The 26,642-nt window shown below is 34.7% G+C and carries 21 protein-coding genes; 7 read left to right on the top strand and 14 right to left on the bottom strand.

What is annotated here, in order from left to right; translation table 11 throughout:
• Positions 1 to 10: 10 nt before the first annotated feature.
• Together DM397_RS04770 and DM397_RS04765 are read right to left on the bottom strand one after the other, a co-directional pair.
• Positions 11 to 2,422, bottom strand: coding sequence for an ABC transporter permease (locus DM397_RS04770; RefSeq protein ID WP_111376445.1), 2,412 nt, complete (start codon positions 2,420 to 2,422; stop codon positions 11 to 13).
• 4 nt (positions 2,423 to 2,426) lie between these two features.
• The gene (locus tag DM397_RS04765; protein ID WP_111376444.1) at positions 2,427 to 3,137 is read right to left on the bottom strand and encodes an ABC transporter ATP-binding protein; all 711 of its coding nucleotides are present in this window, start codon (positions 3,135 to 3,137) and stop codon (positions 2,427 to 2,429) included.
• Between the two features lie 285 nt (positions 3,138 to 3,422).
• Between DM397_RS04765 and DM397_RS04760 the strand changes: the two genes are divergently transcribed.
• Both DM397_RS04760 and DM397_RS04755 read left to right on the top strand, forming a co-directional pair.
• Positions 3,423 to 4,772: a sigma-54-dependent transcriptional regulator gene (locus DM397_RS04760; protein ID WP_111376443.1), complete on the top strand. Its 1,350-nt coding sequence runs from the start codon at positions 3,423 to 3,425 to the stop codon at positions 4,770 to 4,772.
• A 2-nt stretch (positions 4,773 to 4,774) separates the two neighbouring features.
• The gene (locus DM397_RS04755) at positions 4,775 to 6,109 is read left to right on the top strand and encodes a sensor histidine kinase (RefSeq protein WP_111376442.1); all 1,335 of its coding nucleotides are present in this window, start codon (positions 4,775 to 4,777) and stop codon (positions 6,107 to 6,109) included.
• Between the two features lie 179 nt (positions 6,110 to 6,288).
• On the opposite strand, the gene DM397_RS04750 is transcribed toward DM397_RS04755, so the two are convergent.
• Positions 6,289 to 7,176 carry a DMT family transporter gene (locus DM397_RS04750; RefSeq protein WP_111376441.1) on the bottom strand — a complete coding sequence of 296 codons (888 nt, stop codon included), beginning with the start codon at positions 7,174 to 7,176 and terminating at the stop codon, positions 6,289 to 6,291.
• Between the two features lies 1 nt (position 7,177).
• Positions 7,178 to 7,699 (bottom strand): GNAT family N-acetyltransferase, encoded by a 522-nt coding sequence (locus tag DM397_RS04745; protein WP_111376440.1) that lies wholly within the window; start codon positions 7,697 to 7,699, stop codon positions 7,178 to 7,180.
• Between the two features lie 63 nt (positions 7,700 to 7,762).
• Between DM397_RS04745 and DM397_RS04740 the strand changes: the two genes are divergently transcribed.
• Complete coding sequence (locus DM397_RS04740; protein WP_111376439.1) at positions 7,763 to 8,626, top strand: LysR family transcriptional regulator; 864 nt, start codon at positions 7,763 to 7,765, stop codon at positions 8,624 to 8,626.
• A 4-nt stretch (positions 8,627 to 8,630) separates the two neighbouring features.
• Here the strand turns inward: DM397_RS04740 and DM397_RS04735 are convergent, their stop codons facing one another.
• From DM397_RS04735 to DM397_RS04705, 6 genes are all read right to left on the bottom strand, one after another.
• Complete coding sequence (locus DM397_RS04735; RefSeq protein WP_111376438.1) at positions 8,631 to 9,077, bottom strand: GNAT family N-acetyltransferase; 447 nt, start codon at positions 9,075 to 9,077, stop codon at positions 8,631 to 8,633.
• A 415-nt stretch (positions 9,078 to 9,492) separates the two neighbouring features.
• Entirely contained in the window at positions 9,493 to 9,819 is a 327-nt protein-coding gene (locus DM397_RS04730; RefSeq protein WP_111376437.1) for a DMT family transporter, read from the bottom strand.
• Positions 9,820 to 10,088: 269 nt separating this feature from the next.
• Entirely contained in the window at positions 10,089 to 10,649 is a 561-nt protein-coding gene (locus DM397_RS04720) for a Crp/Fnr family transcriptional regulator (RefSeq protein WP_111376472.1), read from the bottom strand.
• Positions 10,650 to 11,057: 408 nt separating this feature from the next.
• Entirely contained in the window at positions 11,058 to 12,548 is a 1,491-nt protein-coding gene (locus tag DM397_RS04715; RefSeq protein WP_111376435.1) for a TolC family protein, read from the bottom strand.
• Positions 12,549 to 12,766: 218 nt separating this feature from the next.
• A complete protein-coding gene (locus DM397_RS04710) occupies positions 12,767 to 15,883 on the bottom strand; it encodes an efflux RND transporter permease subunit (RefSeq protein WP_111376434.1) in 3,117 nt (1,038 codons plus the stop codon).
• A gap of 50 nt (positions 15,884 to 15,933) precedes the next feature.
• The gene (locus DM397_RS04705) at positions 15,934 to 17,028 is read right to left on the bottom strand and encodes an efflux RND transporter periplasmic adaptor subunit (RefSeq protein WP_239457797.1); all 1,095 of its coding nucleotides are present in this window, start codon (positions 17,026 to 17,028) and stop codon (positions 15,934 to 15,936) included.
• A gap of 899 nt (positions 17,029 to 17,927) precedes the next feature.
• On the opposite strand from DM397_RS04705, the gene DM397_RS04695 reads away from it, so the two are divergent.
• From DM397_RS04695 to DM397_RS04680, 4 genes are all read left to right on the top strand, one after another.
• On the top strand, positions 17,928 to 18,323 hold the full coding sequence (locus tag DM397_RS04695; protein ID WP_111376431.1) for a hypothetical protein: 396 nt from the start codon (positions 17,928 to 17,930) through the stop codon (positions 18,321 to 18,323).
• Positions 18,324 to 18,484: 161 nt separating this feature from the next.
• The gene (locus DM397_RS04690) at positions 18,485 to 18,931 is read left to right on the top strand and encodes a hypothetical protein (RefSeq protein WP_111376430.1); all 447 of its coding nucleotides are present in this window, start codon (positions 18,485 to 18,487) and stop codon (positions 18,929 to 18,931) included.
• 216 nt (positions 18,932 to 19,147) lie between these two features.
• Positions 19,148 to 19,621 (top strand): hypothetical protein, encoded by a 474-nt coding sequence (locus DM397_RS04685; protein WP_111376429.1) that lies wholly within the window; start codon positions 19,148 to 19,150, stop codon positions 19,619 to 19,621.
• A gap of 256 nt (positions 19,622 to 19,877) precedes the next feature.
• Positions 19,878 to 20,372 carry a hypothetical protein gene (locus DM397_RS04680; RefSeq protein ID WP_111376428.1) on the top strand — a complete coding sequence of 165 codons (495 nt, stop codon included), beginning with the start codon at positions 19,878 to 19,880 and terminating at the stop codon, positions 20,370 to 20,372.
• Positions 20,373 to 20,586: 214 nt separating this feature from the next.
• Here the strand turns inward: DM397_RS04680 and DM397_RS04675 are convergent, their stop codons facing one another.
• The 4 genes from DM397_RS04675 to gndA all read right to left on the bottom strand — a co-directional run bounded on the left by DM397_RS04675 (position 20,587) and on the right by gndA (position 26,521).
• The gene (locus DM397_RS04675) at positions 20,587 to 22,311 is read right to left on the bottom strand and encodes a tetratricopeptide repeat protein (protein WP_111376427.1); all 1,725 of its coding nucleotides are present in this window, start codon (positions 22,309 to 22,311) and stop codon (positions 20,587 to 20,589) included.
• Positions 22,312 to 22,839: 528 nt separating this feature from the next.
• A complete protein-coding gene (gene pgl, locus DM397_RS04670) occupies positions 22,840 to 23,556 on the bottom strand; it encodes a 6-phosphogluconolactonase (RefSeq protein ID WP_111376426.1) in 717 nt (238 codons plus the stop codon).
• A complete protein-coding gene (zwf, locus tag DM397_RS04665; protein ID WP_111376425.1) occupies positions 23,537 to 25,078 on the bottom strand; it encodes a glucose-6-phosphate dehydrogenase in 1,542 nt (513 codons plus the stop codon). The genes pgl and zwf overlap by 20 nt, the downstream gene beginning before the upstream one ends.
• Positions 25,079 to 25,111: 33 nt before the next feature.
• A complete protein-coding gene (gndA, locus tag DM397_RS04660) occupies positions 25,112 to 26,521 on the bottom strand; it encodes an NADP-dependent phosphogluconate dehydrogenase (RefSeq protein WP_111376471.1) in 1,410 nt (469 codons plus the stop codon).
• Positions 26,522 to 26,642 lie beyond the last annotated feature (121 nt).

Genomic DNA, 26,642 nt, shown 5'->3' with positions numbered 1-26,642 from the left:
TGGAGTTAGTTTACTCGTATTTTAAATATTTTAAAACGTCTACTTTGGTCACTTGATAGGCTTTTGCCAAAACAATCGTCAGCGTTAAAAATAGCAGCGAAACAAAAGCAACTAAGAATGGCAAAAACGGAATATCGATTCGAGAAGCAAAGTTTTCTAGCCATTTCTGCATTAATAAATAAGCAGGAACAATTCCGATTAAGAAACCAATTACGCAGAAAAGGACATACTGTTTAGATAATTCTTTTAGCAAAATATTGGTTTCCGCACCGAGTGTTTTTCTAATGGCGATTTCGCGTAATCTTCTTTCCATAGAAAAAGAAGCCAAAGCAAATAATCCGAAAACGGCAATTAAGATTACCACAATATTCAGTAAAGCAAACAAGTTTCTCTGATCTTGATATTTTTTATAAGTTCTCGCAAAGTTTTTATCTACAAACCCATACTCAAAAGGATATTCTTGATCGACTTTAGATTTCCAGAATTTGTCTATAGCAGCGATTGTTTCAGGCATTTGATCGGTAGATATTTTAACAGAAATAAAGCGCATCTCGTTATCTATCCAGTCAAAAGCTTTGATATGGAAAAAAATCATTGGAGCAATATTATATTCCATTCCGATGTAATGGAAGTTTTTGACGATACCTACAACTTTAAATTTTTTTCCTCCAAAAGTGACATCTTGATTTACAGGATCCTTTACCTGAAGCGTTTTTGCGGCGGTTTCATTCAATAAAGCACTCGAAATGCTGTCTGTTGCCAATTCAAGATTCAAGTCTTTTCCTTTGATTACTTGGATTCCTAAAAGATTTAATTGTCCAAAATCCATAGGCATTTGCTGTGTTATGACTTCTTTATTGGATTTATAATGAAGGCCTTGCCAAGAGTTTTCGTTGCTGCCAATAGAGAACATTCCAGCAGAAACTGCTTCAACGCCTTTAATTTTCAGCAATTCTTGTTTAATGAGTTTATACCTTTCGTATTGACTTTTTCCTTTTTGAGGTTTAAAAGAAATGTCCATAACCTGAGTGCCATTAAAACCTAAATCTTTATCCATCATAAAGTTTACCTGTTTATAAACAATAAACGACCCGATAATGAAAAGTGTAGCAATAGAAAATTGTAAAACAAGCATTCCGTTACGAATCCAAACACCGTTTTTGCTTCTAGAAAAATTGCCTTTTAAGACTTTTAGCGTTTCAAAATTTGAAATATAAACTGCCGGAAAAACTCCTGAAACGATAATAACAAAAAAGAAAATTAAAATAAGCTGAAAGTAAAATTGAGTTCCGATTAACGTTAAGTTTTTATTTAAAAAAGCATTATAAAACGGAAGCGAAAGCTCAACGATTACCATTGCCAGTAAAACCGAAAATAAAGTAATCAGTGTGGTTTCAAAAACAAATTGAGCAATAATTTGCGGTTTTGAAGCGCCAACTATCTTGCGAACTCCAACTTCTTTAGCACGTCTTACCGCATTTGCAGTAGCCATATTGATGTAGTTTACAATTGAAAGTATTAAAATTAAGATAGATAAACCCACTACAATTTTTAAGAACTGCAAATTGGCGTTTTGTTCAGGAAAAGCATAATTTCCCTGATAAAGTCTTGCTCTTGAAAGTGGAAGAAGCCTTGATTTTATAGGATCTCCATATTGTTTTATAAACTGTTCAATAGATAATCCTTCAGCTTTTGCCTGTTTTTTGTAGTTGTTTTCGAGAAATATTTTATCTAAGTTTTGAATAACAGCCGTAGTATCGCTTGGTCTTTTTAGCTTAAGCATTAATCCGTAGCTAAAGCCCCAATTATCCTTATTTTGTTCTAATTCATCTTCTACAACTGGAGTAATTACAGCAGGCATTATCGATGATTTTTCGGGTGTTTTATAAATACCGCGAACTACAAAAATGCGATCAGCATACTTAACTTGTTTGCCCATAGGATTTTCATTCTTAAAAATGCGCGAAGCCGTTTCCTGAGAAAGAACCATGCTGTTGCGGTCGCTAAAAGCTGTTTTAGCATTTCCTCGTACAAATTCAAAAGGGAAAAAAGAAAAGAAACTTCTTTGAGCCGAAAAAATTTTGTCAACCAATTCTATTTTTCCGTTATATTGAATTGTTTCTTTTGTGTAATACAATCTATAATAACAGTATTGGTCTAAATAGGAAGTAGTTTCGCTTAACATTCTTCCTGGAATCGGGGAGTTTGATGTCCAAACATTTCCTCCTCCAAAATCGTTCATTACGGTATAAATTTTATCTTTCTCAGGATTCCATTGATCGTAAGAATGTTCGTCGTTCCAGTATAGAATGGCAAAGATTAAACCTGCAATTCCTATACTTAAGCCCAATATATTAAGGGCTGTAAAGAATTTGTTGTTCTTTATATGATAAACAAATATGTTTGTCCAATTCTTCAACATGACTTTAGTAGTTAGAATTAACTAAAACATCTACATTTCTATGATTCACTTTTTCAGAAAGGATTTCGCCATCTTTCATTAAAATTGTTCTTTGCGAGAAAGAAGCATCGTAATCGGAGTGTGTTACCATTAAGATTGTCGATCCGCTGGCATGAAGATCAGTTAGTAATTCCATAACCTCATTTCCGTTTCTGCTGTCTAGATTTCCCGTTGGCTCATCGGCCAAAATTATTTTCGGGTTATTGATTAAAGCTCTTGCAACGGCCACACGCTGCTGTTGTCCGCCCGAAAGCTGTTGTGGGAAATGTTTCAATCTATGAGCAATTCCTAATATTTTAGCCATTTCGTTTACTCGCGATTTTCTTTCGGCAGAAGGAACATTGTTATAAATTAAAGGCAATTCGATGTTGTCAAAAACCGATAATTCATCAATTAAGTTGAAATTCTGGAAGATGAATCCGATGTTTTCTTTTCTAGCTTGCGATTTTTGTTTTTCCTTCAAACCCACCATTTCCTGATCAAGAAGTTGGTAGCTTCCGCTAGAAGCGCTGTCTAGAAGTCCAATGATGTTTAATAAAGTCGATTTTCCGCTTCCAGACGGTCCCATAATAGAAACAAAATCGCCTTGATTGATGGTTAACGAAATTTCACTTAATGCTTTGGTTTCTAATTCCTCAGTTCTAAATACTTTTGAAAGTTTTGTAATGGTAATCATAATTTGACTGTTTTAATTTTTGATTGATTTTCTTTTAAAATTTTTATGCCTTCGGAAATGACAGAAACAAGTCTGAAAATTAAGATAAATTATTTTTAATTTATCGCTATTTATTTTGTTATTTGTACTTCCGAAAGGGTTTAATTATTAATGATTTACAAGTTCTAATGTGATTTTCGTGCCAGTAAATTAAACCTTGTAAATACCTTGTTTTTAAGGGATTATTTTTCTGAATGAATTTTAACTGTCCATAAGTGGACACCTTTCGTCCAAAACTGAACAATAATGAAAAAGACCAACGCATCTATTTTAATCATCGACGATCAGGAAGACATTCTTTTTGCATCAAAAGTCTATCTGAAAAAGTATTTTGAGAACATTTATACGCTCAATAATCCGAAAAACATTGTCGAATTATTGGCAAAAAATGCCATTGATGTTGTACTCTTAGACATGAATTACAGATTAGGTTTTGAAGATGGGAGAGAAGGTTTGTATTTATTGAAAGAAATAAAAACGCTTTCGCCGAAAACTGTTGTAATCTTAATGACCGCTTTCGGAAAAGTAGAAACAGCTGTCGAAGGTTTAAAATCGGGTGCTTTTGATTATATTCTGAAACCTTGGGAAAATAAAAAGCTTTTAGAATCGGTAAAACAAGCAGTCGATAAAGCCCGAAAAGAACAGAAGAAAAACAAAGATGTCGAGATGAAACAAGACTTTTTTGTTGGCAGTTCTGAGATTATAAAAAAGGCTTATTCGTTGGCAGATAAAGTCGCAAAAACCGACGCTAATGTTTTGATTTTGGGCGAAAACGGAACAGGAAAATTTGTTTTGGCACATCATATTCATACCCAATCCGAAAGGAAAAATCAGCCGTTTATTGCAGTTGATTTGGGTTCTTTGAATTCGAATATTTTCGAAAGCGAATTGTTTGGTTATGCCAAAGGCGCTTTTACCGATGCTAAAACGGATACAGCGGGACGTTTTGAAATGGCACAAAATGGAACTATTTTCTTAGACGAAATAGGAAATGTACCGCTTCATTTACAATCAAAACTTTTGCAAGTTATTCAGACCAAAACCATAACAAGATTGGGAGAAACTAAAGCAAGACCTTTAAACGTTAGAATTATTGCAGCAACCAATTTGAACTTAAAATTAGAAGTTGCCGATAAAAACTTCCGTGAAGACTTGTATTATCGCATCAATACGATGGAAATTGTTTTGCCTCCGCTAAGAGAACGCCACGAAGATAAGATTCCGCTTGCCGAATATCTTTTGGATAAAATGATTGAAAAATATAGCCGTGACGAAATCACTTTTGACAAAAAAGTCTTAGAACAGATTGAAAAACACGCTTGGAACGGAAATATCCGCGAAATGGAGAATAAGATTGAACGTGCCGTTATTCTTTGCGAAAATAACACTATAACGGTTTCTGATCTGGATTTGGAAACGATAACGCCTTACGAGGAAAACTCAGATGATATTCAACTTTCTTCGGTTGAAAAAGCAACGGTTGAAAAAGCGCTTCTTAAAAACAACAACAATATCAGTAAAACTGCAGAAGAATTGGGATTATCAAGAGGTGCGCTTTACAGACGTTTGGAGAAATTTAATATCAATATCGACTAATTATGCTAAGGACTTTACAAACTTATAAACTCCTTTTTCTGCGATTAATTTTTATCGTGATCGGAATCGAATTGTCGTTGTATTTCTTTAGAATTGGTTTGCTTTTTACGGGAATTTTTGGCCTCTGCATGGTTTTTCTGCTAGGAAGGGAAATGTATTTTTATGTTAGAAATATGGTTCTGATTTATAATAAAACCATTTCTTCGATATTGCAGGATGATTTTAGTTCCGATTTTTCTAAGCATAAATTCAATAGTACTTATAATGAGCTTTTTACTTTGTATGAAACCTTAAAAAACAAACAAAATGAGCAAGTTACAAGAGATATTATTTATCGTTCGATTTTAAATAATATAGAATCTGGCATTATTATTTTACAGAAACAAGAAAACGATTGGAGCATTTTTTTAATGAACGATTATTTTTCGAGTCATTTTAATGTTCCGAAAGTTTCAAAATGGAAATATCTTAAAAATCAGCTACCTTCTTTGTGTGAAATTATCGAAGAAGATGATTTTCATGAAATCAAAACTTCAATCGAGCTTAGCATAAATGAACAAAGCAAACAGACGTTTGTTTTGCAAGCTTCTCGTACTGAAATTTTTGGTCAGGATTATTTTATTGTTTTGTTAGATTCTATTCAGAATGTAGTAGAAAAAAAAGAAAAAGATGCGTGGATTAATTTGATGAAAGTGATTTCGCATGAATTGCTAAATTCTATAACGCCAATTCGTTCCATTTGCCAAAATCTGGAAGATTTAGTAGAACAAGATTCGCTTTCGACAGAAGATTTAGAAGATATAAAAAACAGCGTGCAGACGATGTTGAGACGAAGTGATCATTTGCAGAAATTTGTTGAAGGGTATCGAAAATTGGCAATGCTTCCTTCGCCTAAAAAAGAAAAAGCAGCATTGCAGCAACTAGTTGAAAACTGCATTCAAGTTATGAATCCTTTGTTTAGGAAAAATAATATTGAAGTGATTAATGCTGTTACCCAAAACTATCTTATAAATATCGATTCACAACAGATAGAGCAGGTAGTGATCAATTTGTTGACGAATTCGATTAATGCTTTAGAAAACTGCAATTCGAAGCAAATTTCGATTTCGGCGGAAGCCAAAAACAACCGCATTTTTATAAAAGTCTCAGACTCTGGAAAAGGAATCGAAAAAGAAATTGAGGACAAAATATTCCTTCCGTTTTTCACCACCCGAATCGAAGGAGCTGGTATTGGACTTACTTTATCTAAGAATATTATAGAAGCACATGGCGGTTATATTTCGCATAAAACCGAAAATGGAAAAACGGTTTTTGAGATTAGTCTGATTGAGGATTGATAGTTTCTTGAAAGTTTTTGTTTTTAAACACATAGAAACATAGGTTTTTCTTTCTCAAAAAAGACAATTGAAAGAAACTAGTTTCTAACACATAGCTATGTGTATTTTAGCTAGTGAAACGCCTTTAATAAGCCCAATAAACTATGTTTCTATGTGTTATAATTTTGCAGAAAAGTGAATTAGATTTTCTTAGTTAGAATTTTTAGTTTATTATTTTTAAAATTCACTTCAGAAATAATGGTCGCAGAAAAAATCAAAGTTCCGCCCAAAAGCAAACGCCACGAAAGATTTTCACCTAAAATAAAAAACGCTCCAATTGCCCCAAAAACAGGTTCAAACAAATAAATAACCGCCACGCGTTCCGCCGATAAATAGCGTTGTGAAATGTTTGAAACCGTATACATAAAAGCTGTAGAAAATAATGCACAATAAATTACGCCCATCCAGAACGTATTATTTTGAGGCAACCATTCTGATGAACTATCTGTTATCGCTATAAAAAAAGTAAAAAGCGCACAAAACGCAAACATTGGCACAATAGAATACAAAAGGTTTTTGGTAGCCGAATGTTTTTCAACAGCAATCAAATAAACTGCAAAAGCAAAGGCTCCCGCAATGGTAAATAAGTCTCCAAAGTTTATGGTAAATTTATCCTGAATGGCAATAATAAATAAGCCAGTTAAAGCCGTCAAAGCGGCAATCCAGATTTTTAATGAAGCGTTGGTTTTATAAATTGCAAGTTTTAATAACGGAATAATAATAACGGTTAATCCTGCAATAAAAGAACATTGAGAAGCATCTGTATATTTAAGTCCAACAGTTTGAAGCTGAATACCTAAAAACATGGGTACAGCAAGTAAAAAACCTGTTTTAATAGCTTCTCGATTAATGTCTTTGACATATTTCCAAAAAATAATACTCAATACCACAACAGCTAACAAGAAACGATAAAATAAAAATACGTTTAACGAATAGTGGCCAATTGCCATTTTCGTAACAGAGTAAGATACTCCCCAAAATGCAGTGCCAAGAATTAATAAAAACAATAAAAGCTGTCTTCTTTCCATTTTAAATCAATACTTTTTTCATCATTAAATCGGTTTGCTCGTCGTTACCTAATCTAAAAATATGGGTGTCAAATTGTATGAAACCATTTTTAGTGTAGAAACTTACAGCTCTGAAATTCTTTTCCCAAACGCCAAGCCACATATACGAAGCTTTTATTTCTTCAGCCATTTGTTCTGCTTGAGCGTATAACGCCTGAGCAACTTTTTTACCGTGAAATTCTTTTGCCACATAAATACGTTCTATTTCTAAGGCATTCAAATCTTCTTTTTCGGTTTGAGCATCAGCTGTATTCAATTTTAAGTAACCAACTATTTTTTCATCTAAAACAGCTAAGTAGAAATAAGATGAAAGATTCTTTAGTTCTGCTGTTAGTTTCGCTGTAGCGAAGCTTTCGTCCAGATACTTTTTCATGTTTTCTTCGCTATTTACATCAGCAAAAGTCTCAGAAAAGGTTTGTCGGCCAATTGATTGCAATTTTAAAACGTCATCAGTTGTGGCTTTGGTTATTTTTAGCGTGTTCATTTCTTATTTCTTTAATGCGTTAAAAGCTGTTTTTTGTTTGCGATAAATGCGTAAATTGCATCAATGGATTTGCAGCAGATTAAATATTTTTTGGCCTTAGCCCGCGAACTTCATTTCTGGAACACCGCTGGAAAAATGAACATTACACAATCAGCGCTCAGCCGTCAGATTCAGTCTCTTGAGAATCAGCTTGGCGTTCAGTTGTTTGAGCGTAATAAACGCAATGTCAAACTAACGGCTGCTGGTCAGTTCTTAAAAGAAAAATGGGAGGTAGAATTGAGTAAACTCGAATTCATTCATCAATCTGCCCGCCAAATTCAGTTAGGCGAGAGTGGTACGATTACCATTTCTCATCCCGATTCTATTTCGGCTTCTCTAATGCCCGAAATTTTGTCGCGCATTTCAGAAGCTTTTCCAAAATTAAAAATCAAACTGGTTCAGGTATTGTACGAGAATCAGCAGGATTTTCTGCGAAATTATAAAATAGATCTGGCGATTACCAGAGATATCAATAATGCAAAAGATATTCAATCTCAAAAGATATATACCGATCACTTAGCAGTTGTTGTTCCAGAAGATCATCCATATCAAACGCCAGAGGATTTTACTAAAGAAACCCTTGCTTCTCAAAAGTTTATTTTGCCAACTAATGACGAAGGGAGCAGTTACAGCGACCTTATTCAGAGATTATTCAATTCTTTGGATAACGCGCCAGAAGCTTATCTTCAGTCTGAATTTGGTTCTTCTATAATTGCTTTGGTTCGAAAAGGACTCGGAATCGCCATTTTACCCGATTCGTATCTTTTTCATGAAATTCCAGGAATCCGATTTATCAAATTACCGCTAGAAACCGATCTTTATGTCAATTGGAGAACCGAAGATCATAACCCCGTGCTGGCCAATGTTTTGAAATTGATTATTCCGTAAATCGTTACGCTCTCAGCATTCCGATATGCGGAATTCCGTCTTCATCATACACTTCACCTTGTTCTACAAATCCCAAAGATTGGTAGAATTTGGATAAATGGTATTGCGCACTAATTCGGATTGGACCTTTTCCAAACTTCTCTTCGCAGCCCGCAATTGAAGCTTCCATTAGTTTTACTCCTAAACCTAATCCGCGATGAGATTTTGCAATTACAACTCTTCCTATTGAAACTTCATCATACGATATTCCTTTTGGAAGTAATCGCGTTACACCTGCCAATTCGTTATCGACGTAATACAATAAATGAAAACCTTTTTGGTCTTTATTGTCTAAATCGAGATAAGGGCAGTTTTGTTCTACCACAAAAACGTCGCTTCTTAACCGAAGCATATCGTACAATTCGTGATTGGTTAATTCGTCAAAAGATTTAATGGAATGGCTGAATGTCATTTTTAATTTTAGGCTTTAATTTTTGACAAAGATAAAGGAGTGAATAATGATTAAAAATGCTATTTTTTTATCAGGTGATGCTGAAATTGCATTAGTTGTTTTAAATTACAAGTTTTAAATCCCAAATTCCAAGATGAAAAACAAAACTAAAGTGGAAAGTTTGTCAAAGTTTTAAACTTTGACCAAGTTCAAGATACAGTTTGTCATTCTGAGGAACGAAGAATCACACTAGAAACTCCGTACCGAATTTCTCCAATCTTTATTGAATCCCGCGTGTGATTCCTCGTTCCTCGGAATGACAAGATTGTGGTTATGAGTAATGGAAAAAATAGGGTAAATAATATGTTTAAAAACAAAAAAACTTTGTCAAAGTTCGAAACTTTGACAAAGTTGAGTATAATCGTAAAATATATTTTTAGTGAGAAACCGCCTTTAAACCAACAATAGAACCAACTAAAGTAGCCAAGAAAAACAATCTCCAGAAGGCTGCTGGTTCTTTAAAAATAAAGATTCCTACCAAAACAGTTCCCACAGCTCCAATTCCTGTCCAGACAGCATAAGCGGTTCCTAACGGAAGTGTTTCTGTAGCTTTCATAAGTAAAAGCATACTAATGGTTAAAGATATAAAGAAACCAATATACCAATAGTACATTTCGGTTCCAGTAGTTGCTTTTGCTTTTCCAAGACATGATGCGAAGGCTACTTCAAATAGACCCGCGATGATTAAAATAATCCAGTTCATATAGTTAAAATTTTGTGATGCAAAGTTCTTTTATGGAAATCAGAAAAAAATTAACAAATGATAAAAAATCAATTTATTTTACTACCATTGAAATAGAACAAAATTTAATTTTAACACATAGAAACATAGATTTTTTAATTGCTCCTTTTATAAGATTGGAGAAAAAGCTAGCTTTCACACATAGCTATGTGTGTTCAAATTAGTGAAACGCCTTTTTTAAAGTTTCTAAAAGCTATGTTTCTATGTGTTAAAATAATTTACACTAACTGTTATTTTAATTCTGCACGAATTCTGCTTAAACTGACTTGCGTAATACCTAAATAAGAAGCAATATGTCCTAATTGTACTCTTTGCAGTAATTCAGGATGATCTTTCATTAATTCCAAATAGCGTTCAGAAGCGTTTTTGAACTGTTTAGAAATCAAACGTTCTTCGGTTTTTATCAATTCTTTTTCGGCAAATTTTCGTCCCCAATTGGCAATGTGAACATCTTCATTAAAGAGTTTTCTCAGATTTTCTGTTTTGAGTTCGTACAATTCGCAGTCTTCCAAAAGTTCGATGGTTTCATAACCAGGCTGATCTTCCACATAACTTTTCATCGAAATAATGGTTTCGCCTTCTTTTCCAAACCAAAACGTAACTTCATTATCTCTTTCTACATATGCTCGCACCAATCCTTTTTTTATAAAATAAATATTAGATTCTACTTTATTGGCTTTTAGCAAAATATGACCTTTAGCAAAAGCAATTTCGGTGACATTGTTTTGCAAAGCAAGCTTAGACTGCTCAGGAAGTTCGTGTATGTAATCGAGAATTTTGGAAATATCCATTTTTTGTTTTTTGGAATAAAGATAATAGTTGTTAAATGTAACCGAAAAATTTCGATAAAAAAACAATAGCTTTCCTGTTGAAGGGCATAAAAATTAACGCAAAGTTCGCAAAGAGATTTTTATTTTGAGACTAATCCTAATCGATATTTTAAGTTCGCAAAGCTATGCCCTCACAAGGTTTTGCGAACTTTTTCATTATAATGATTGTACAAAACTTTGTGCACTTTGCGTAAAATCTTTTGCGGACTTTGCGGTAAAATATATGGCTTTTATCTATGTGTTAAAATAATTTAGTTCTACGGGTCATGTTTTAATAAAAAAATCCCGTTTCAAAATAGAAACGGGACTTAAAAATAACCTCTGCGATGAGCTATTATAAACAGAAGCCATTTTTGACCAACATATAAACTAATTTATTCCTCCGCCTAAAGCTTTGTACAGCAATACTTGTGAGTTTGCATTTCGAAGTTGGATATCAACAAAATCCAATTCGGCCTGCAATTTATTTTTTTGCGCATTGATGATTTCGAGATAATTGGCATAACCGCTCAAATACAGATCGTTTGAGACATTTACGGCAATTTCTAGATGATCAATTTCGTTCAATTTATATTTTAAAACATCTTCGTAAGCTTCGTTTCGGTGCAGTAAAGCGCTTAATTCGTTGAACGCTGTTGTCACTGCATTTTGATATTGAAGGAATGAGATTTCCTGTCTTCTGTTCGAAACATAAAATTCCTGTTTGATCTGTCCTTTATTGAAAACAGGAGCTGTTAAACCTCCTAATAACTGCCAAGCGAAAGAACCAGCATCAAATAAAGTGTTGAACGAAAACGAATTGAAACCTGCATAACCGCCTAGATTTACCGTTGGGAAAAAGGCAGCGCGAGCCGATTTAGCATCGGCATTACTTGCTAATAATTCGAAGTAAGCTTCAGATACATCTGGTCTTTTATGAATGATAGAATCCACACTTATTTTTTGGTTTAAAACTTCTAAATGACCAGCTAGAAAGTCACTGCTTCGGTCAATTTTTCCGCCATATTCACCCAAAAGCGTCAATAAAGCTTTCTCGGTCTGATCAATGCTTAAATGCAGTTCTGAAGCTTCAGCATGAATGTTATTGTTTTGGGCATTAAATTGCTGTACAGCCAATTCTGTAGCTTTTCCAACAGATCTTTGTGCCGATACAATATCAAGAGCTCTTTCCTGTGTTTTTAAGTTGTTATCGTAAATAGACTTTTGTTTGTCTAATGCAATCAGTTTGAAATATAAGTCGGCAACATCACTTAAAAGACGTGTTTGCAACAAACGCATTCCTTGTTGAGAAGCAAAAAATCGCTGTTGAGCCGCTTTTTTACGATTGCTTAATTTTCCCCAGATATCAGCTTCCCAAGAAACTTTTGCTCCTAGAAAAAAGTTAGGAGAAACATTTTCGTTGATTTTTTGTTTGTCTGTAATATTCTGAGAGAAGTTAGTATCAAAGTTACCAACGCCTTCCATCGTATATTTTCCGTAATGTGTTCCAGAAGCATCGGCAACAAAATCTAAAGAGGGAAGAAGCGCCAGTTTTGCCACTTTTAAATGCGAATTGGCAATAAGAATTCTTTCCTGCATGATTAAATAATCAGGATTCTTGGCAATGGCTTTCTTTAATAAAGCTTCTAATTTTGGATCTTTAAAAAAGGTTTCTGTTTTTAATGGAATAAAAGTCTCGTTTGATGTTTCTTTTCTTTGTGCATCAAAATTTTCTGGAAGCTTTGCAGCGTCTAGTTTTGTACTGACTTTTGGTGCAGAACAAGCTGTCAAAAGTAAAATTCCGGTTATTACAACGGCACTTTTGGTTGTCCTTAGAAACTGCACATCAGTATTTTTATATTGATTTAATATCTCTTTCATTGTTTAATTTATTTTGTTCTATCTTTTGTCTAAAATTTTATTTTAACACATAGAAACATTCCCGATAGCTATCGGGATTCTTTCTCAAAAAAAGGGAGTTGAAAGAAACTAGTTTTTAACACATAGCTATGTGCGTTTATGCTAGTGAAACGCCTTTTTTACGCTTTTTAATCCCGATAGCTATCGGGAATGATTCTATGTGTTTAAAAAATTATACATTAAGATTTACTCATTCGTTTTTCCAATTTTGCAAACAGTATGTAAAGTCCTGGAATAATCAAAAGACCAAACACAGTTCCGATTAACATTCCGCCCGCAGCTGCTGTTCCGATCGAACGGTTACCAATTGCACCCGCACCAGAAGCAATACACAACGGAATCAATCCTGAAATAAAAGCAAATGAGGTCATCAAAATTGGTCTGAAACGAAGTCTTGCTCCTTCAATTGCTGCTTCGACAATATCACGTCCGAGTTTGTTTTGCGCCATGGCGAATTCTACAATCAGAATGGCATTTTTGGCGAGCAGACCAATCAGCATGACGAGTGCTACTTGGGCATAGATGTTATTGTCCAGTCCAACCATTACAAGTGCAATATAAGAACCGAAAACTCCAACAGGAAGACTTAATAATACTGGGAACGGAAGCAATAAACTTTCGTATTGTGCGGCCAATAATAAGTATACAAAAAGTATACAAAGCGCAAAAATGTAGATGGTTTGGTTTCCTGATAAAATCTCTTCACGCGTCATACCAGACCATTCCAATTCGAAACGGCTTGGCAATTTTTCGGCAGCAATTTTTTCAACAGCGGCAATGGCATCTCCAGAGCTGTAACCTTCGGCTGGTTCACCGTTAATCATGGCTGACATGTACATATTATAACGCGTTAAAACCTCAGGACCGTAAACTCTTTCTAATTTGATGAAAGTAGAAAACGGAACCATTTCGCCTGCTTCATTCTTCAAATACATATCCAAAATACTTTCTGGATTTTGACGGAATTGTGGACTTGCCTGAACCATTACTTTATACATTTGAGAAAAACGGATAAAATTGGTTGCATAAAAAGAACCTAACATAGTTTGTAAAGTCGACATGGCATTGTCTACCGAAATTCCTTTTTTGGCCGCCAAATCGTAATCAATATGAATTAAATACTGCGGGAAAGTGGCATCAAAACTTGAGAAAGAGTTCTGAATTTCTGGCGAAGCATTTAGTTCTTTGATGAATTCTTTGGTTACTTTATCGGTATTGGTAATACTTCCTCCAGATTTATCCAGCAAACGAAGCTCAAAACCACTCGTGTTACCAAAACCGGGAACGGTTGGCGGTGCAAAAATCTCGATTTGCGCATCGGAAATGTTTTTGGTTTTTTCTGTAAGTTCCGCCATGAATTCAGTTACCGAAATATCACGTTCGCTCCAGTCTTTCAAGTTGATCATTCCCATTCCATAAGAAGCTCCTGCGATTTCGGTTACAATACTGTATCCCGCAAGAGTCGTTACGTTGTCTACACCTTTAATTCCTTGAGCAATTTTGGTTACTTCGTCCAAAGCTTTTTCAGTACGTTCTACTGTTGCTCCTTGTGGAGTTGTAACACTTACATAAACCATTCCCTGATCTTCAGTCGGGATAAATCCAGATGCTAAAAATTTGGTTGTTCCCCAAGTTAATACGCAAAACAACACCAATAAACCAACAGTAACGGTATTACGATCAGCAAATTTTACTAATACTTTGATGTATTTTGAAGTGATATTATCAAACCAATGGTTGAATCTGTGGAAGAAACGATCTAAAAGCGATTTTTTTTCTTTGTTAGGATCGTGCGCTTTTAGCATAATTGCACAAAGAGCAGGAGTAAGGGTAAGGGCATTAATACCCGAAATTACAATACTAATGGCCATTGTTAAAGAGAACTGCCTATAGAAAACCCCAACCGGACCGCTCAAGAAAGCAACCGGAATAAATACGGCAGCCATTACAATCGTAATTGCAATAACGGCACCTGTAATTTCTTTCATGGCGCTAATGGTAGCTTCCATTGGCGACATATGTTCTTCGGAGATTTTTACGTGAACGGCTTCGACGACGACAATCGCGTTATCAACTACAATTCCGATCGAAAGAACTAAAGCGAAAAGCGTCAATAAGTTTATTGAGAATCCCATCATCGACATAAAAGTAAACGAACCAATAAGTGCCACAGGAACTGCCAATACTGGAATTAAAGTCGATCTCCAATCTTGAAGGAAAAGGAAAACGACGAAAGCTACCAAAATAAAGGCTTCAACCAAAGTTCTTAATACTTCATGAATAGAAGCGTCAAGGAAACGCGAAACGTCGTATGCAATATTGAATTCCATTCCAGGAGGAAAAGAAGAGACTTTCAGTTCAGCCATTTTCTCTTTTACGCTAGCAATAACCTCTGAAGCATTCGAACCTGGACGTTGTTTCAACATGATTGATGCAGAAGGTTTTCCATCGGTTTTAGAAACCATTCCGTAACTCATCGCACCAAATTCAATTTTCGAAATGTCTTTCAATCTTAAAATTGTTCCGTCTGGATTGGCTCTTAACGGAATTTCTTCATATTGTTTTGGTTCAAAGAATTTTCCGCCGTATTTAATTACGTATTGCAGTTGGTTGTTCATTTGTCCTGAACCTTCACCAACTTTACCCGGAGCAGCAGAAATGTTTTGTTTTTGAAGTGAAACAATAACTTCATTTGCAGAAATATTATACGAAAGCATCTTTTCTGGATCCAGCCAGACACGCATCGAATATTCTTTTTGTCCCATGATTTCGGCACGTCCGACACCATCAATACGCTTTAATTCCTGAAGAATATTAATATCGGTAAAGTTGAAGATAAACTGCTCATCCTGAGTTTTGTCGGTACTCGTAATGTTCAAATACATCAACATACTGTTTACCTCTTTTTCGGTTGTAACCCCGGCACGAATTACCTCTTCTGGAAGTTCATCTAAAATCGTGGTAACCCTATTCTGAACGTTCACAGCAGCCAAATCGGGATCGGTTCCTACTTCAAAGAAAACCTGAATTAAAGTCAAACCATCGTTGGAAGTTACGGTTGACATATACGTCATTCCAGGCACACCATTTATGGCTCTTTCTAGCGGAAGGGCGACGGCATTGGCCGAAACCTCTGCGTTTGCTCCTGTATATTTTGCTGTAACGGTTACAGACGGTGGTACAATATCTGGGAATTGGGTAATAGGGAGCTGAAACAACGCCAGCAATCCCAGAAGGACTATCATAACCGAGATGATTAATGACAATATTTTCCTCCTGATAAATAACTCTATCATTTTAAATGTTTTAGATAAATAATTAAATAACTGTTTTACAGATCGATAATCTACATTTGTTTCATGTTGATTTTATCGCCGTCTCTCAATGATTGTGTGCCTTCTTGCACGATTAGGTCATCGCTTTTTAGACCTTCATTTAAGATGTACACATCATCTAGAGTGGTTTCGATAGTAACATTCGTCATTTTAACTACTCCATCTTTGTTCACGCGGAAAACGTATTGTTTGTCCTGAATAGAAAAAACTGCTTTCTGCGGAATTAAAATTGCATTGGTTTTTGGTTCTGAAATAATCAGTTTTCCAGAAGTCCCATGTTTGATAAACCCTTGCGGATTGTGAAATTTTGCTTTGTATTGAATAGAACCCGTCTGTCTGTCGATTTCTCCGTCGGCAGTTCTTAATTCTCCTTTTTGATCGTAAACTTGTCCGTTTGGCAAAACCAATTTAATATCGCCCTGCGTGTTTAAAGTTTTGTCTTCCATCATTTGGAAATAGGTATTCTCAGGAATTGAGAAGTACGCGTATACATCGTCTAATTGAGAAACCGTGGTCAATAACGAACCGTTTTCTACTAAACTTCCTTCTTTGAACGGAATACGGTCAATTGTTCCGTCAAATGGCGCGCGGATAGTGGTGAAGCTAATCTGTTGGTTGATTGCTTTTCTTTCTGCAGCAGCATGAGCCAATTTCGCGGAAGCGGCATCATTTTTTGCTTTAGATAATTCTAATTCTTTATCTGCAATTACTTTTTTATTAAAAAGAGTTTGCGCCTGTTCCAGTTCTACAGTTGCAATTCTTAAATCGGCTTTAGCGCTTTTGTAAACGGCTTCGGCTTTTAGAAGCTGAATCTGAAGTTCAACATCGCTTATTTTGAAAAGGATTTGCCCTTTTTTTACTTTTTGTCCTTCGCTAACGTAAACTTTGTCTAACAGACCTGGAATACGAACGTGAATTTCTACATTGTTTTTAGCATGTACATCGGCAACAAATTTGCTCGAAACTATAGTGTCTTTTAAAGTTACCTTGTAAACAGGAACTGTTTTTATGTTGTTTGAATCTTTTTTTGCTTTATCTCCGCACGAGACTAAAACAAATAAAGCCAAGGTGCATAAAAGAAATGGATTTTTATAAATGCTCATCATTAGGTTTAAATTTTTGAATAAATAGATGTGCTCCCTTGATACTAACATATCGGGAGTCTGAATTTGGATTTTGAAAATAATAAGGTTTACGGATGCTTCTTATTTAAAAAAGTACCGTTTTAGAGAAATGTTTTTATAGCAATAATAGCTCCATCACATACGTAAATGAGGTATTGTTCCAGAATACTAGAATATAAAAACGACGAAATTTTGCAGCCTAGAAAAGTTGGTACAAATGAAGGTGAGGATGCCTCTCGATATGGTATATAGAAGCTATACCATAGATTAAGCTTTCTTTATAAAGCTTGAAATTAACCAAATTACTGAGATACGGAGCTTTGATCGTACTTTGTTCTAAAGTAGTCGCTCTGCATTTCATTTTCTTTTTGAGCTTATAATGAACTTCTAGATTTTTAGAAGAAGAAAAGTCGGAAGAAAAAATCTGCGTGTCGTCTGCCGCAACACTATCTAAGGTAATACAGCTGCTGAAAGTATAAATCGGCGAATACGTCTCGGTGCCTCTGAAAAAACAAAGCATCGAAAGTAAAACGATATATATGAACTTAGTGGGTTTCATACAACTACAGCAGGAATTACAATTTTGTTCCTTAGAAAGTGGGATTAATTATTCTTTAAGGTGCGCCAAATATAGTAATTTGAAAAGTAAGGGTTCTTAAAATTTTCTAAAAACTATGAGATTTAAAAATTTGATAATAATTGAGGTTGTTTTTTAGGGGACTGGTTTTTTAGTGTCCTCTTTTAAGGGGTAATAATTGATTGGAATTGAAGAATTCAGTCTTGAATTGAATAGTTATGCAATTTTTACCATAGAAAGCAGCCTTTTACATCAAATATTAAATTACTTTTAATGGAATATTTAAATTTTTTAAATGTGTCTTATGAAATCAAATGCCCTTAGAGCAATAAAATTTATATGTGTTTTTATATTTGCTTTGTTAATTTTTAATTGTAATAAAAAGAGTGATCCAATAACGATCACAATACATTCAATTGATAGTAAAACGAAATTGCCAAGGCTTAATACTTTTGATACAATCGAAGTAAGAAAAGAAGGATTTGGTTTTATAAAAAAGACCTTTAAAAAAGTGGCAGAATATACAACTGATCCTACAGGTTCAGTTAAAATTATGCTTGATGGAACAGAAGGATATAATTTTTTGCTTAGCGGACCCAATATTTATGGTTCGGCAGATTTTTCGGAAGCATTTACTAAGGAAAAACTAAAAGATGGCCAAGAGGTGAATATAGAAGTTATTTCTCTTGAAGATAGATAACTAGTATTCGTTTTAAAAGTCAGAGACTTTTTAGACGTTTTGTGTTTTTAAGAAGCATTAGAGGTTGCGCAAAGTCAGAGACATTTGCGCAGCGCTAGCGAGGAAGACTTTGGAGAGCTGGGAGAAATCCAATTTTTAGATAATAATTAATAATATAATATATGAAACTAGGTTTAGCTCAATATACTTCGGCGGAAATAAAAAAAGAAACTAGATTTTTGATAGATTTTTCAGATGAGATGGAAAAATCTTTCACACAAAAAATATATGGAAAAGATTTAATGGAAATTGTAATTGGAATTATATGTGTAAGTCCAATTTTTGAACAATTTTTTAAGCCCAAATTGCCAAAATATACAAAAGATAAAAAATATGTAAAAAGTGAGGGGTTTGAATATGAAGTTGAAAAATGTCTAGAGTATAGCATAAAGTTAGATTTTGAAACAATCAAAAATTTTTCAGAAATTGAAGCTAAAAAATATGTGTCTTTAGAAATTTTGAAATCATTAGAAATAATAGAAACTTTGAGAACTAAAATTAAAGACTTTGATTTGGCAACTTTTAAAAAAGATTTGGAATGTTATTTTAAGGAAAAGGGCTATATGTAAATATCAGCCAAAACAAATTACCCCCTGTTCTCCGAAGTGTTCATCTGAAAAGCTGAGCAAATGTCTCTGACTTTGCGCAACTTTTTTTGGTCTTAGAATTTCTAAACGTACTAAAAGTCTCTGACTTTTTATGATGACATCTTAAAAACTAAAATCACCACGCTACCAAACCTTATTCATTTAAAAACTTTAGAAAATCCGCAAGACTAATTTACTATGAAAAAAATAATTATTTTTATTTTAGTAATTTCTTTTAGCTGTAAGAATAGGAAAGAAAAACTTGAATATTTGATTTGCAAAGATTCTGTTCAGTACTGGAATTATGAATGGCCGAGAGAAAGAGCTAATTACCATGGTTTTACGTTTTCGTTTGACAAAAATGGAAAAGTAACGAAGTACTCTTTTAGCAAAGTAAAAAACAAAAGATGGATTTTTTCGGATATTCCTGATACAAGTATTTACAGATGGGAAATAACAAACGATTCCATTTTGATTGTTATGGGGACTAAAAAGAAAATAATTCGATATACAGAGGATACTATTTATGCAATTGATATCGAAAGCAATGAAAATGTATATTATACTAGGGTAAAAGGAAATTTGCATATCGAGAAATTTCCAAAAATAAAAATCATAAAAGATGACTCATTAACTGGAAAAAAAGTTGATATAAAACCATTAAATATATAATTAATTCCACCCCAGCTCCCCGAAGTGTTCATCTGAAAAGCTGCACAAATGTCTCCGACTTTGCGCAATTTTTTTTGGTCTTAGAATTTCTAAACGTAATAAAAGTCTCTGACTTTTTACGATTACTTCCTGTTATGGAGCTAAATATTATGAACAAACAGAAATAATTTCTCTTAAATTGGAAAAATTATATAACAAGATAAATGCAGTAGCGGAAAAAAAATGGATTAAATACGGAATAAAAAAGAAATAGATTATGGCAAAAAAAATAAAACGAGGCGATATATTCAAAGTAATTGAGAATGGCGAAGTCCGATATTTCCAATATTTCTATACAGATCCAAATTATCTGGGAGGCGATTTAATTTGGATTTTTAATTTAAATAAAGAAACTCAGGATTTTAATGAAATTTTAAATTCAGGATATAGCTTCTATTTTTACACTAAAATTGTAGCTGGAATAAAAATGAAAAAATGGGAGTTTTTAACTAATATTGAAATAGAAGAAAAAATGAATTTTTATCCATCATTTCGCTGGAGAGATATAGAGACTGGATTATGGTATAAGCTGCAATACGATAAAAAGCTTCTTTTGGGAATGACATTGAATGATGAAGAATTGAAAATCCCCGTTGTATCTTTTCAATTTCCTGTTGGAGCAATTGAATTTATTGTTGAGGGTGCTGATTTTTTTACAAAATATACTGTTGAATCTGATACTAAATACTTCGAAATCAATAAGAGGTTCTAACAAACATCACAGTTACGGTAAAATATGATGGAATAGCCCCAACTCTGCAAAGAGTGCCATACTTGAATTGAAAAGCTGCGCAAATGTCTCTGACTTTACGCAATTTTTTTTGGTCTTAGAATTTCTAAACGTAATAAAAGTCTCTGACTTTTTACAATTACATTTCTAAAATGGATTATAAAAAAGTTACTTTGAAAAATCATAAAAATTAAAATCACTCCAAAATACTAGAAGAATCCTTAATCTCAAAGTCAGCATACTGCCAAGCATTATCAAAAGAGGTTTTAATTTGTAAAGCCTCTTTTTCTTTTTTCTGTGCGGTTAAAGCATTATAAAGTCCGATTAAGGCGAAGCCGTTTTTTGGGAGTGTTTGTAGATCTTGTTTGTAGATTTTTTCAGCTTCGGCATATTTTCCTGCTTTAAGCAGAACAGCTCCTAAATAATGTCTAACGGAGAAAAACCAATCTGGCGGTTCGTTGTAATTTAATTGATCTTCGATTGCGATTGCTTTATTTAAAAGTACAATTGCTTTATCTAAATTATTCTTTTTGGCCTCAACTCCTGCTGAAAGAACGTTATTAGCAATCTGAACAAGATCGTAGGTTGTATTGATATTCCAAATGGTAACTTCTTTTAAGGTTTTATCTTTGGCTAATTGGTTAAGAGAAGCAAGCTGTTTTTCGGCATTGGCAATATCATTTTTCCCAAGATAAGCCATTCCTTTGGCATAATGCCAAATGGCATTTGGATAAACAAGGTCTTTTTCGGGTTGTGGAATCTCCATGATTTTATCCCACATCGAGAATTTTACAGCGATATAATACGGAATGCTATAATAATGCTGTAAAGTTCCCCAACCCGCTTCACGCATGATTTTAGGAGACATGTGCTGCTGTAATATTTGTGCCGATTCCCAAGCCAATTTTGAATTTCCTTCTAAAGCAGCAGTAGCCACCAAAAAATGATAATTGTGCGGATAATAGGCTAGAGGATAAGCGCCTTGCGCATTACAGGCAGTAGAATACAGACTATCAATTCGAACGGCTTCAATGTTAGAAAGTGTGCCCTCATGATAATCTCCCGTGCGAATGTAAATATGAGATGACATATGCACCAAATGTCCCGAACCCGGAACTAAAGTTTCCAGTAATTTAGCACTTTTGAGTCCGTTTTCTGGATGTGATGATGCTTCTACAGCATGAACCAAAAAATGGTGTGCGCCCGGATGCTTCGGATTTTTTTTAACCAATTCGTTTAAAACAGCAAGTATTTCTGGAGTCCATTTTTTAGGTATTCCAGTGCCTTTTTCATACAAATCCCACGGATGCAGATTCATTTGCGATTCCGCGTAAAGAGCACCAATATCTGGATCTGAAGGAAATTGGGTATATACCTTTTTCATCGCTTCGGCATACGCAATGTCAAGTGGTTTTCTGTCTGCGGGAGGATTTTTAGCATAACGCACTAATAATGCATCAATCATAGCGATTTCTTTCAGAGAACATTTGGCAGAAAGTTTCTTAGCTTTTTGAACTGCATCATAAGCCCTTTGAAAATTATCTTCTTCCATTCCCGCATTGTAATTAGGACCTAAAACATAAGCAAAACCCCAATATGCCATGGCACAATTCGGATCTAAGCGCGAAGCTTCGTAAAACGATCTTGCTGCTTCGGCATGATTGAATCCGTACGCCAACATCATTCCTTGATTGAAGTATTCCTGAGCTTCAGGATTGTTGGTTGTAATTTTAAAATTTACACCATCAAGACCTTTAAACTTTGGCGCTTTTTTGTTTTGGGTATACCAATCTTTATCGTTCGTTTTCGGAATATAACATCCTTGCGAAGCACTGACTTTAACTGATTTGGGTTCAGTGTTTTTATCTTTACAGCAAACAAAAAGAAGAAAAACAGTCATTAAAAAGTAATTATATTTCATAGCAAAAAGGATTTGATATTATATAATTTAATATTCCGTAGGAATATCTCGTTGGTAGAAAAAAATAAATTACGTAGCATTGTGTGTCCCATAGGGACACCTGTTTTTTTTTTTAGAGAGAATGAGGCATCTGCTTTATTAATCAAACGTTCCTACGGAACGTGCATTTGTAAACTAAATTTAGTTCTACCGATTAAACATTCCTACGGAATGATGCTGTTCGTTAAAACAGAAAAATAACGATAGTTTGAGAAATTGAGTTTATAGCTTAATTGTTTGATTAGTAAAGTGTTAAGTAAAATTAAATAAAAAAGAAATACGTTTTGTAAATATTTGTTTTCCGGTTCTTTGTAGTTGATTTTGAATTGCCTTAAGCATATAGTTCTCCCGCAGATTTTGCAGATTTAGTAGATTTTTTTAAGTAGAATATCTGCCAAATCTGCTAGATCTGCGAGAGAAAAAAAATCAAAAAAATAAGGCCTACACTTTTCAGCATAGACCTTAAATTATATGGAAATAAATAATTTCTTAGTTTGTTCCTGCAGCTACTTTATCCACCAAAAACAATAATTTGCCCGAAACTGGTTTGATTAATTGCATTGGGTATAAAGTCGGATTGTATTCGCCAGCGGTCACTTCTTTCAAAGCATTGATTTTCTTTTCTCCAAAAGCGACAACCACAATTTTTTCTGCTTTATTGATTAATGGAGCTGTAAGCGTGATACGATACATTTTTTGTGGAGCCAAATAATAGGCATCAACCCATTTAGTTTGCTCTTCTAAAACTGCTTCACCTGGAAAAAGAGAAGCTGTGTGTCCGTCGTCTCCCATGCCCAAAAGAATCAGATCAAATTTGCCTTCTTCTCCTAAAAGAGTTCTGATAGACTTTTCGTATTCAGCTGCATAATCCTCAGGAGTTACGCCATCTTTGTACATTTCAAAAATGTTTTCTTGCGGAATAGGAACGTGGCTTAATAAAGTTGAATAAGACATTTTAGCATTACTCAAATCATCGTTAAGCGGAACCCATCTTTCGTCACCCCAAAAAATATACACTTTGCTCCAGTCTATTTTATTTTTGTATGCATCAGAAGCCAATAATTTGTAAATCCCAGTAGGAGAAGAACCTCCCGTAAGAACAGCTGTAAATTGGCCTTTTGCTGTAATCGCTTTCTGAGCCGATTCTACAAAAAGATCTGCTGCTTTAGTATTAATTTCGTCGGTGTTATTGTATATCTGTACCATCTAGAATTTCTTCTTCTTTTTTAATGTTTTGTGTATTCGGAATCCATTTGTGTCCTTGGCGTGCCAATAATTCGTCGGCTTCTTCTGGGCCCCAGCTTCCTGCTTTGTAATTTGGGAAATTGGTTGGAGCAGTTGTTTTCCAAACCTGCTGAATCGTTTCAATCGCATCCCAAGCTTCTTCCACCTGATCCCAACGCATAAATAGAGTAGGATCTCCTGCTAAAGCATCGGCTAACAAAGTTTCGTAAGCTTCTGGAGACATAGTAGAACATTCAAAATAATCAAAAACCATTTCGGCAGGTCGTAAAGACATAGATAAACCTGGTTTTTTAGTCATAAACTGCAATTTGATGTCCATAGACGGCTGAATATTAATAATCAGTCGGTTTGGAGTCATGCCTTCTTTTCCATAAGAAAATGAAGAATGCGGAACTGGTTTAAATTGTATGATGATTGAAGACTGTTTTTCTTCCATTCTTTTTCCAGAACGCAAATAGAACGGAATTCCTTGCCATCTCCAGTTGTCCAGATAAATTTTCATCGCAACATAAGTTTCTGTATTAGAATCTGGAGCAATTCCTTTATCCTGACGGTAACCTGGAACTGGTTTTCCGTTGATAGTTCCAGCGTCATACTGACCTCGTACAATGTAATGATCAACTTCTTCAGGTTTAATTCTTCGGATTGATTTCAGCACATCTGCTTTACGATTTCTAATGTCATCTGCTGCCAAAGAAGCAGGCGCTTCCATAGCCGTCATGCATAAAATCTGGAATAAATGATTCTGAATCATGTCTTTCAATGCGCCAACACCTTCATAGAATCCGCCGCGTTCTTCAACGCCGACTTCTTCTGCAACGGTAATCTGCACAAAATCAATGAAATTACGGCTCCACAAAGGTTCGAACATTGAATTTCCAAAACGGAAAGCCAAGATATTCTGAACGGTTTCTTTTCCTAAATAATGGTCAATTCTATAAATCTGCTCTTCTTTGAAAGTCTGCGAAAGCATTTCATTCAACTCGATTGCAGAAGCTTTATCGTAACCAAAAGGTTTTTCAATAATAATGCGATCCTGTTTGGCATTCGCCGCAAGGCCAATTTTCTTAATATTGCTCGAAATGGTCGAGATAAAAGAAGGTGTTATCGAAAGATAGAAAAGACGGTTTGAACGTTCGCCAAAAGCTAGATCAAAATTGTTGATTTTTTCATTTAATCCAATGTACGATTCTTCCTTGTCAATATCAAGACTGTGATAAGTGATGTGCGAAAGAAACTTTTCTGTTTCTGGATCATTAATGCCTTTTCTTCTTGAGAATAGATTTAGATTTTCTGCTACATAAGCGCGAAAATCTTCATTGGTTTTCTCAGCTCTTCCGAGAGCAATAATCTGAAACTTTTCAGACATGCGTCCGTCAAGGTACAGATTTTGAAAAGCGGGGAAGAGCTTTCTTTTTGCTAGATCCCCAGTTCCTCCAAAAATAACAATGATGGTTGGATTCTTTAGTTTATTTTTAGTCATTGTGTGGTTTAGTTGTGTTGTTTTTTTGTTGTTTTATTCAGCCCATTGGGTATGGAAAACGCCTTCTTTGTCGATACGTTCGTAAGTGTGTGCTCCAAAGAAATCGCGTTGTGCCTGAATTAGGTTTGTTGGCAAATTTGCAGATCGGTAAGCATCGAAATACGATAACGAATTCATTAATCCTGAAACTGGCAATCCTTTTTGAACAGCAAACTGAATTACAGCACGCATTCCTGCTTGGTTTTCGGTTAGTTTTGAAGCAATTCCAGAATCTAAAAGCAAGTTTGGCAAATCTGATTTTGCTACATACGCTTTTCTAAAATCTTCTAAAATAGTCGCACGAATAATACATCCGCCACGCCAGATTTTAGCAACCGTTTCTAGATTTAATCCGTAGTTGTATTCTTTAGAAGCTGTGTGAAGCTGAGCTAAACCTTGAGCGTAAGTTACTACGATAGAAAAGAACAGAGCCGATTTTAAAGATGCAATGGCTTCGTTTTGAGAAACATTTGCTTCATCAGCGTTCCAAACTAATTTTTTAGCAGCTTCAATTCTTTCTGGTTTTGTTTTAGACATATCGCGCATGTTAACCGCTGCGTCTATTGTAGGAACTGGAACTTGTAAATCCATTGCATTTTGCGAAGTCCATTTTCCTGTTCCTTTAGATCTTGCCCAATCCGAGATTTTATTAATTAAAAGACTTCCGTCTGTATCTTCTTGTTTTAGAATTTTTCCTGTGATTTCAATCAGATACGATCTTAAATCATCAGTTTGGTTCCATTCTTCAAAAGTTTTCTGAATCGTTGCGTCATCTAGATTATAACCTCTTTTCATTAAGTCATAAATCTCAGAGATCAATTGCATGATTCCGTATTCAATTCCGTTATGAACCATTTTTACGTAGTTTCCAGCAGAACCATTTCCTAAATATTCTACGCAAGGTTCGCCGTCTACTTTTGCCGCAATTGCTTCAAAAATAGGACGTAATCTTTCATAAGCTTTCTGATCTCCACCAGGCATCATAGCAGGACCGAAACGAGCGCCTTTTTCACCACCAGAAATTCCCATTCCAAAGAAGTGGATTCCCTTTTCAGACAATTCAATAAATCTTCTGTCAGTATCAGTAAAATAAGTGTTTCCGCCGTCAATAATGATGTCTCCTTTGTCTAAGTGAGGCAATAAACTAGCGATAGCGCTGTCAACTGGTTTTCCAGCAGGAACCAATAACATAATCGCTCTTGGCTGCTGAATAAGCTCCACAAAATGTTTTACATCTGTCGTTGCTTCAATAGTGTGATTGGCATCGGCTTCTTGTTGAAGAGAATTGACTTTTTCGGTGTCTAAGTCTAAACCTGCAGCCGCAAAGTTATGGCTGGCGATATTTAAAAGTAGGTTACGACCCATTACGCCGAGTCCTACAATTCCAAAATCAAATTTGCTCATAGTTTTCAATTAACTAAATTATTAGAAGAATGTTTTTGCAGCAAAAAGTAAGAGAAAGTATGGTAATTCTTTTTCATTCAATGTTTTGCCAAAAAACAATGGTTATTTTAATCTTACATTT

The organism is Flavobacterium nitrogenifigens (assembly GCF_003254565.1).
GTDB lineage: Bacteria > Bacteroidota > Bacteroidia > Flavobacteriales > Flavobacteriaceae > Flavobacterium > Flavobacterium nitrogenifigens.
This window is presented reverse-complemented; position numbering and strand designations above follow the sequence as displayed.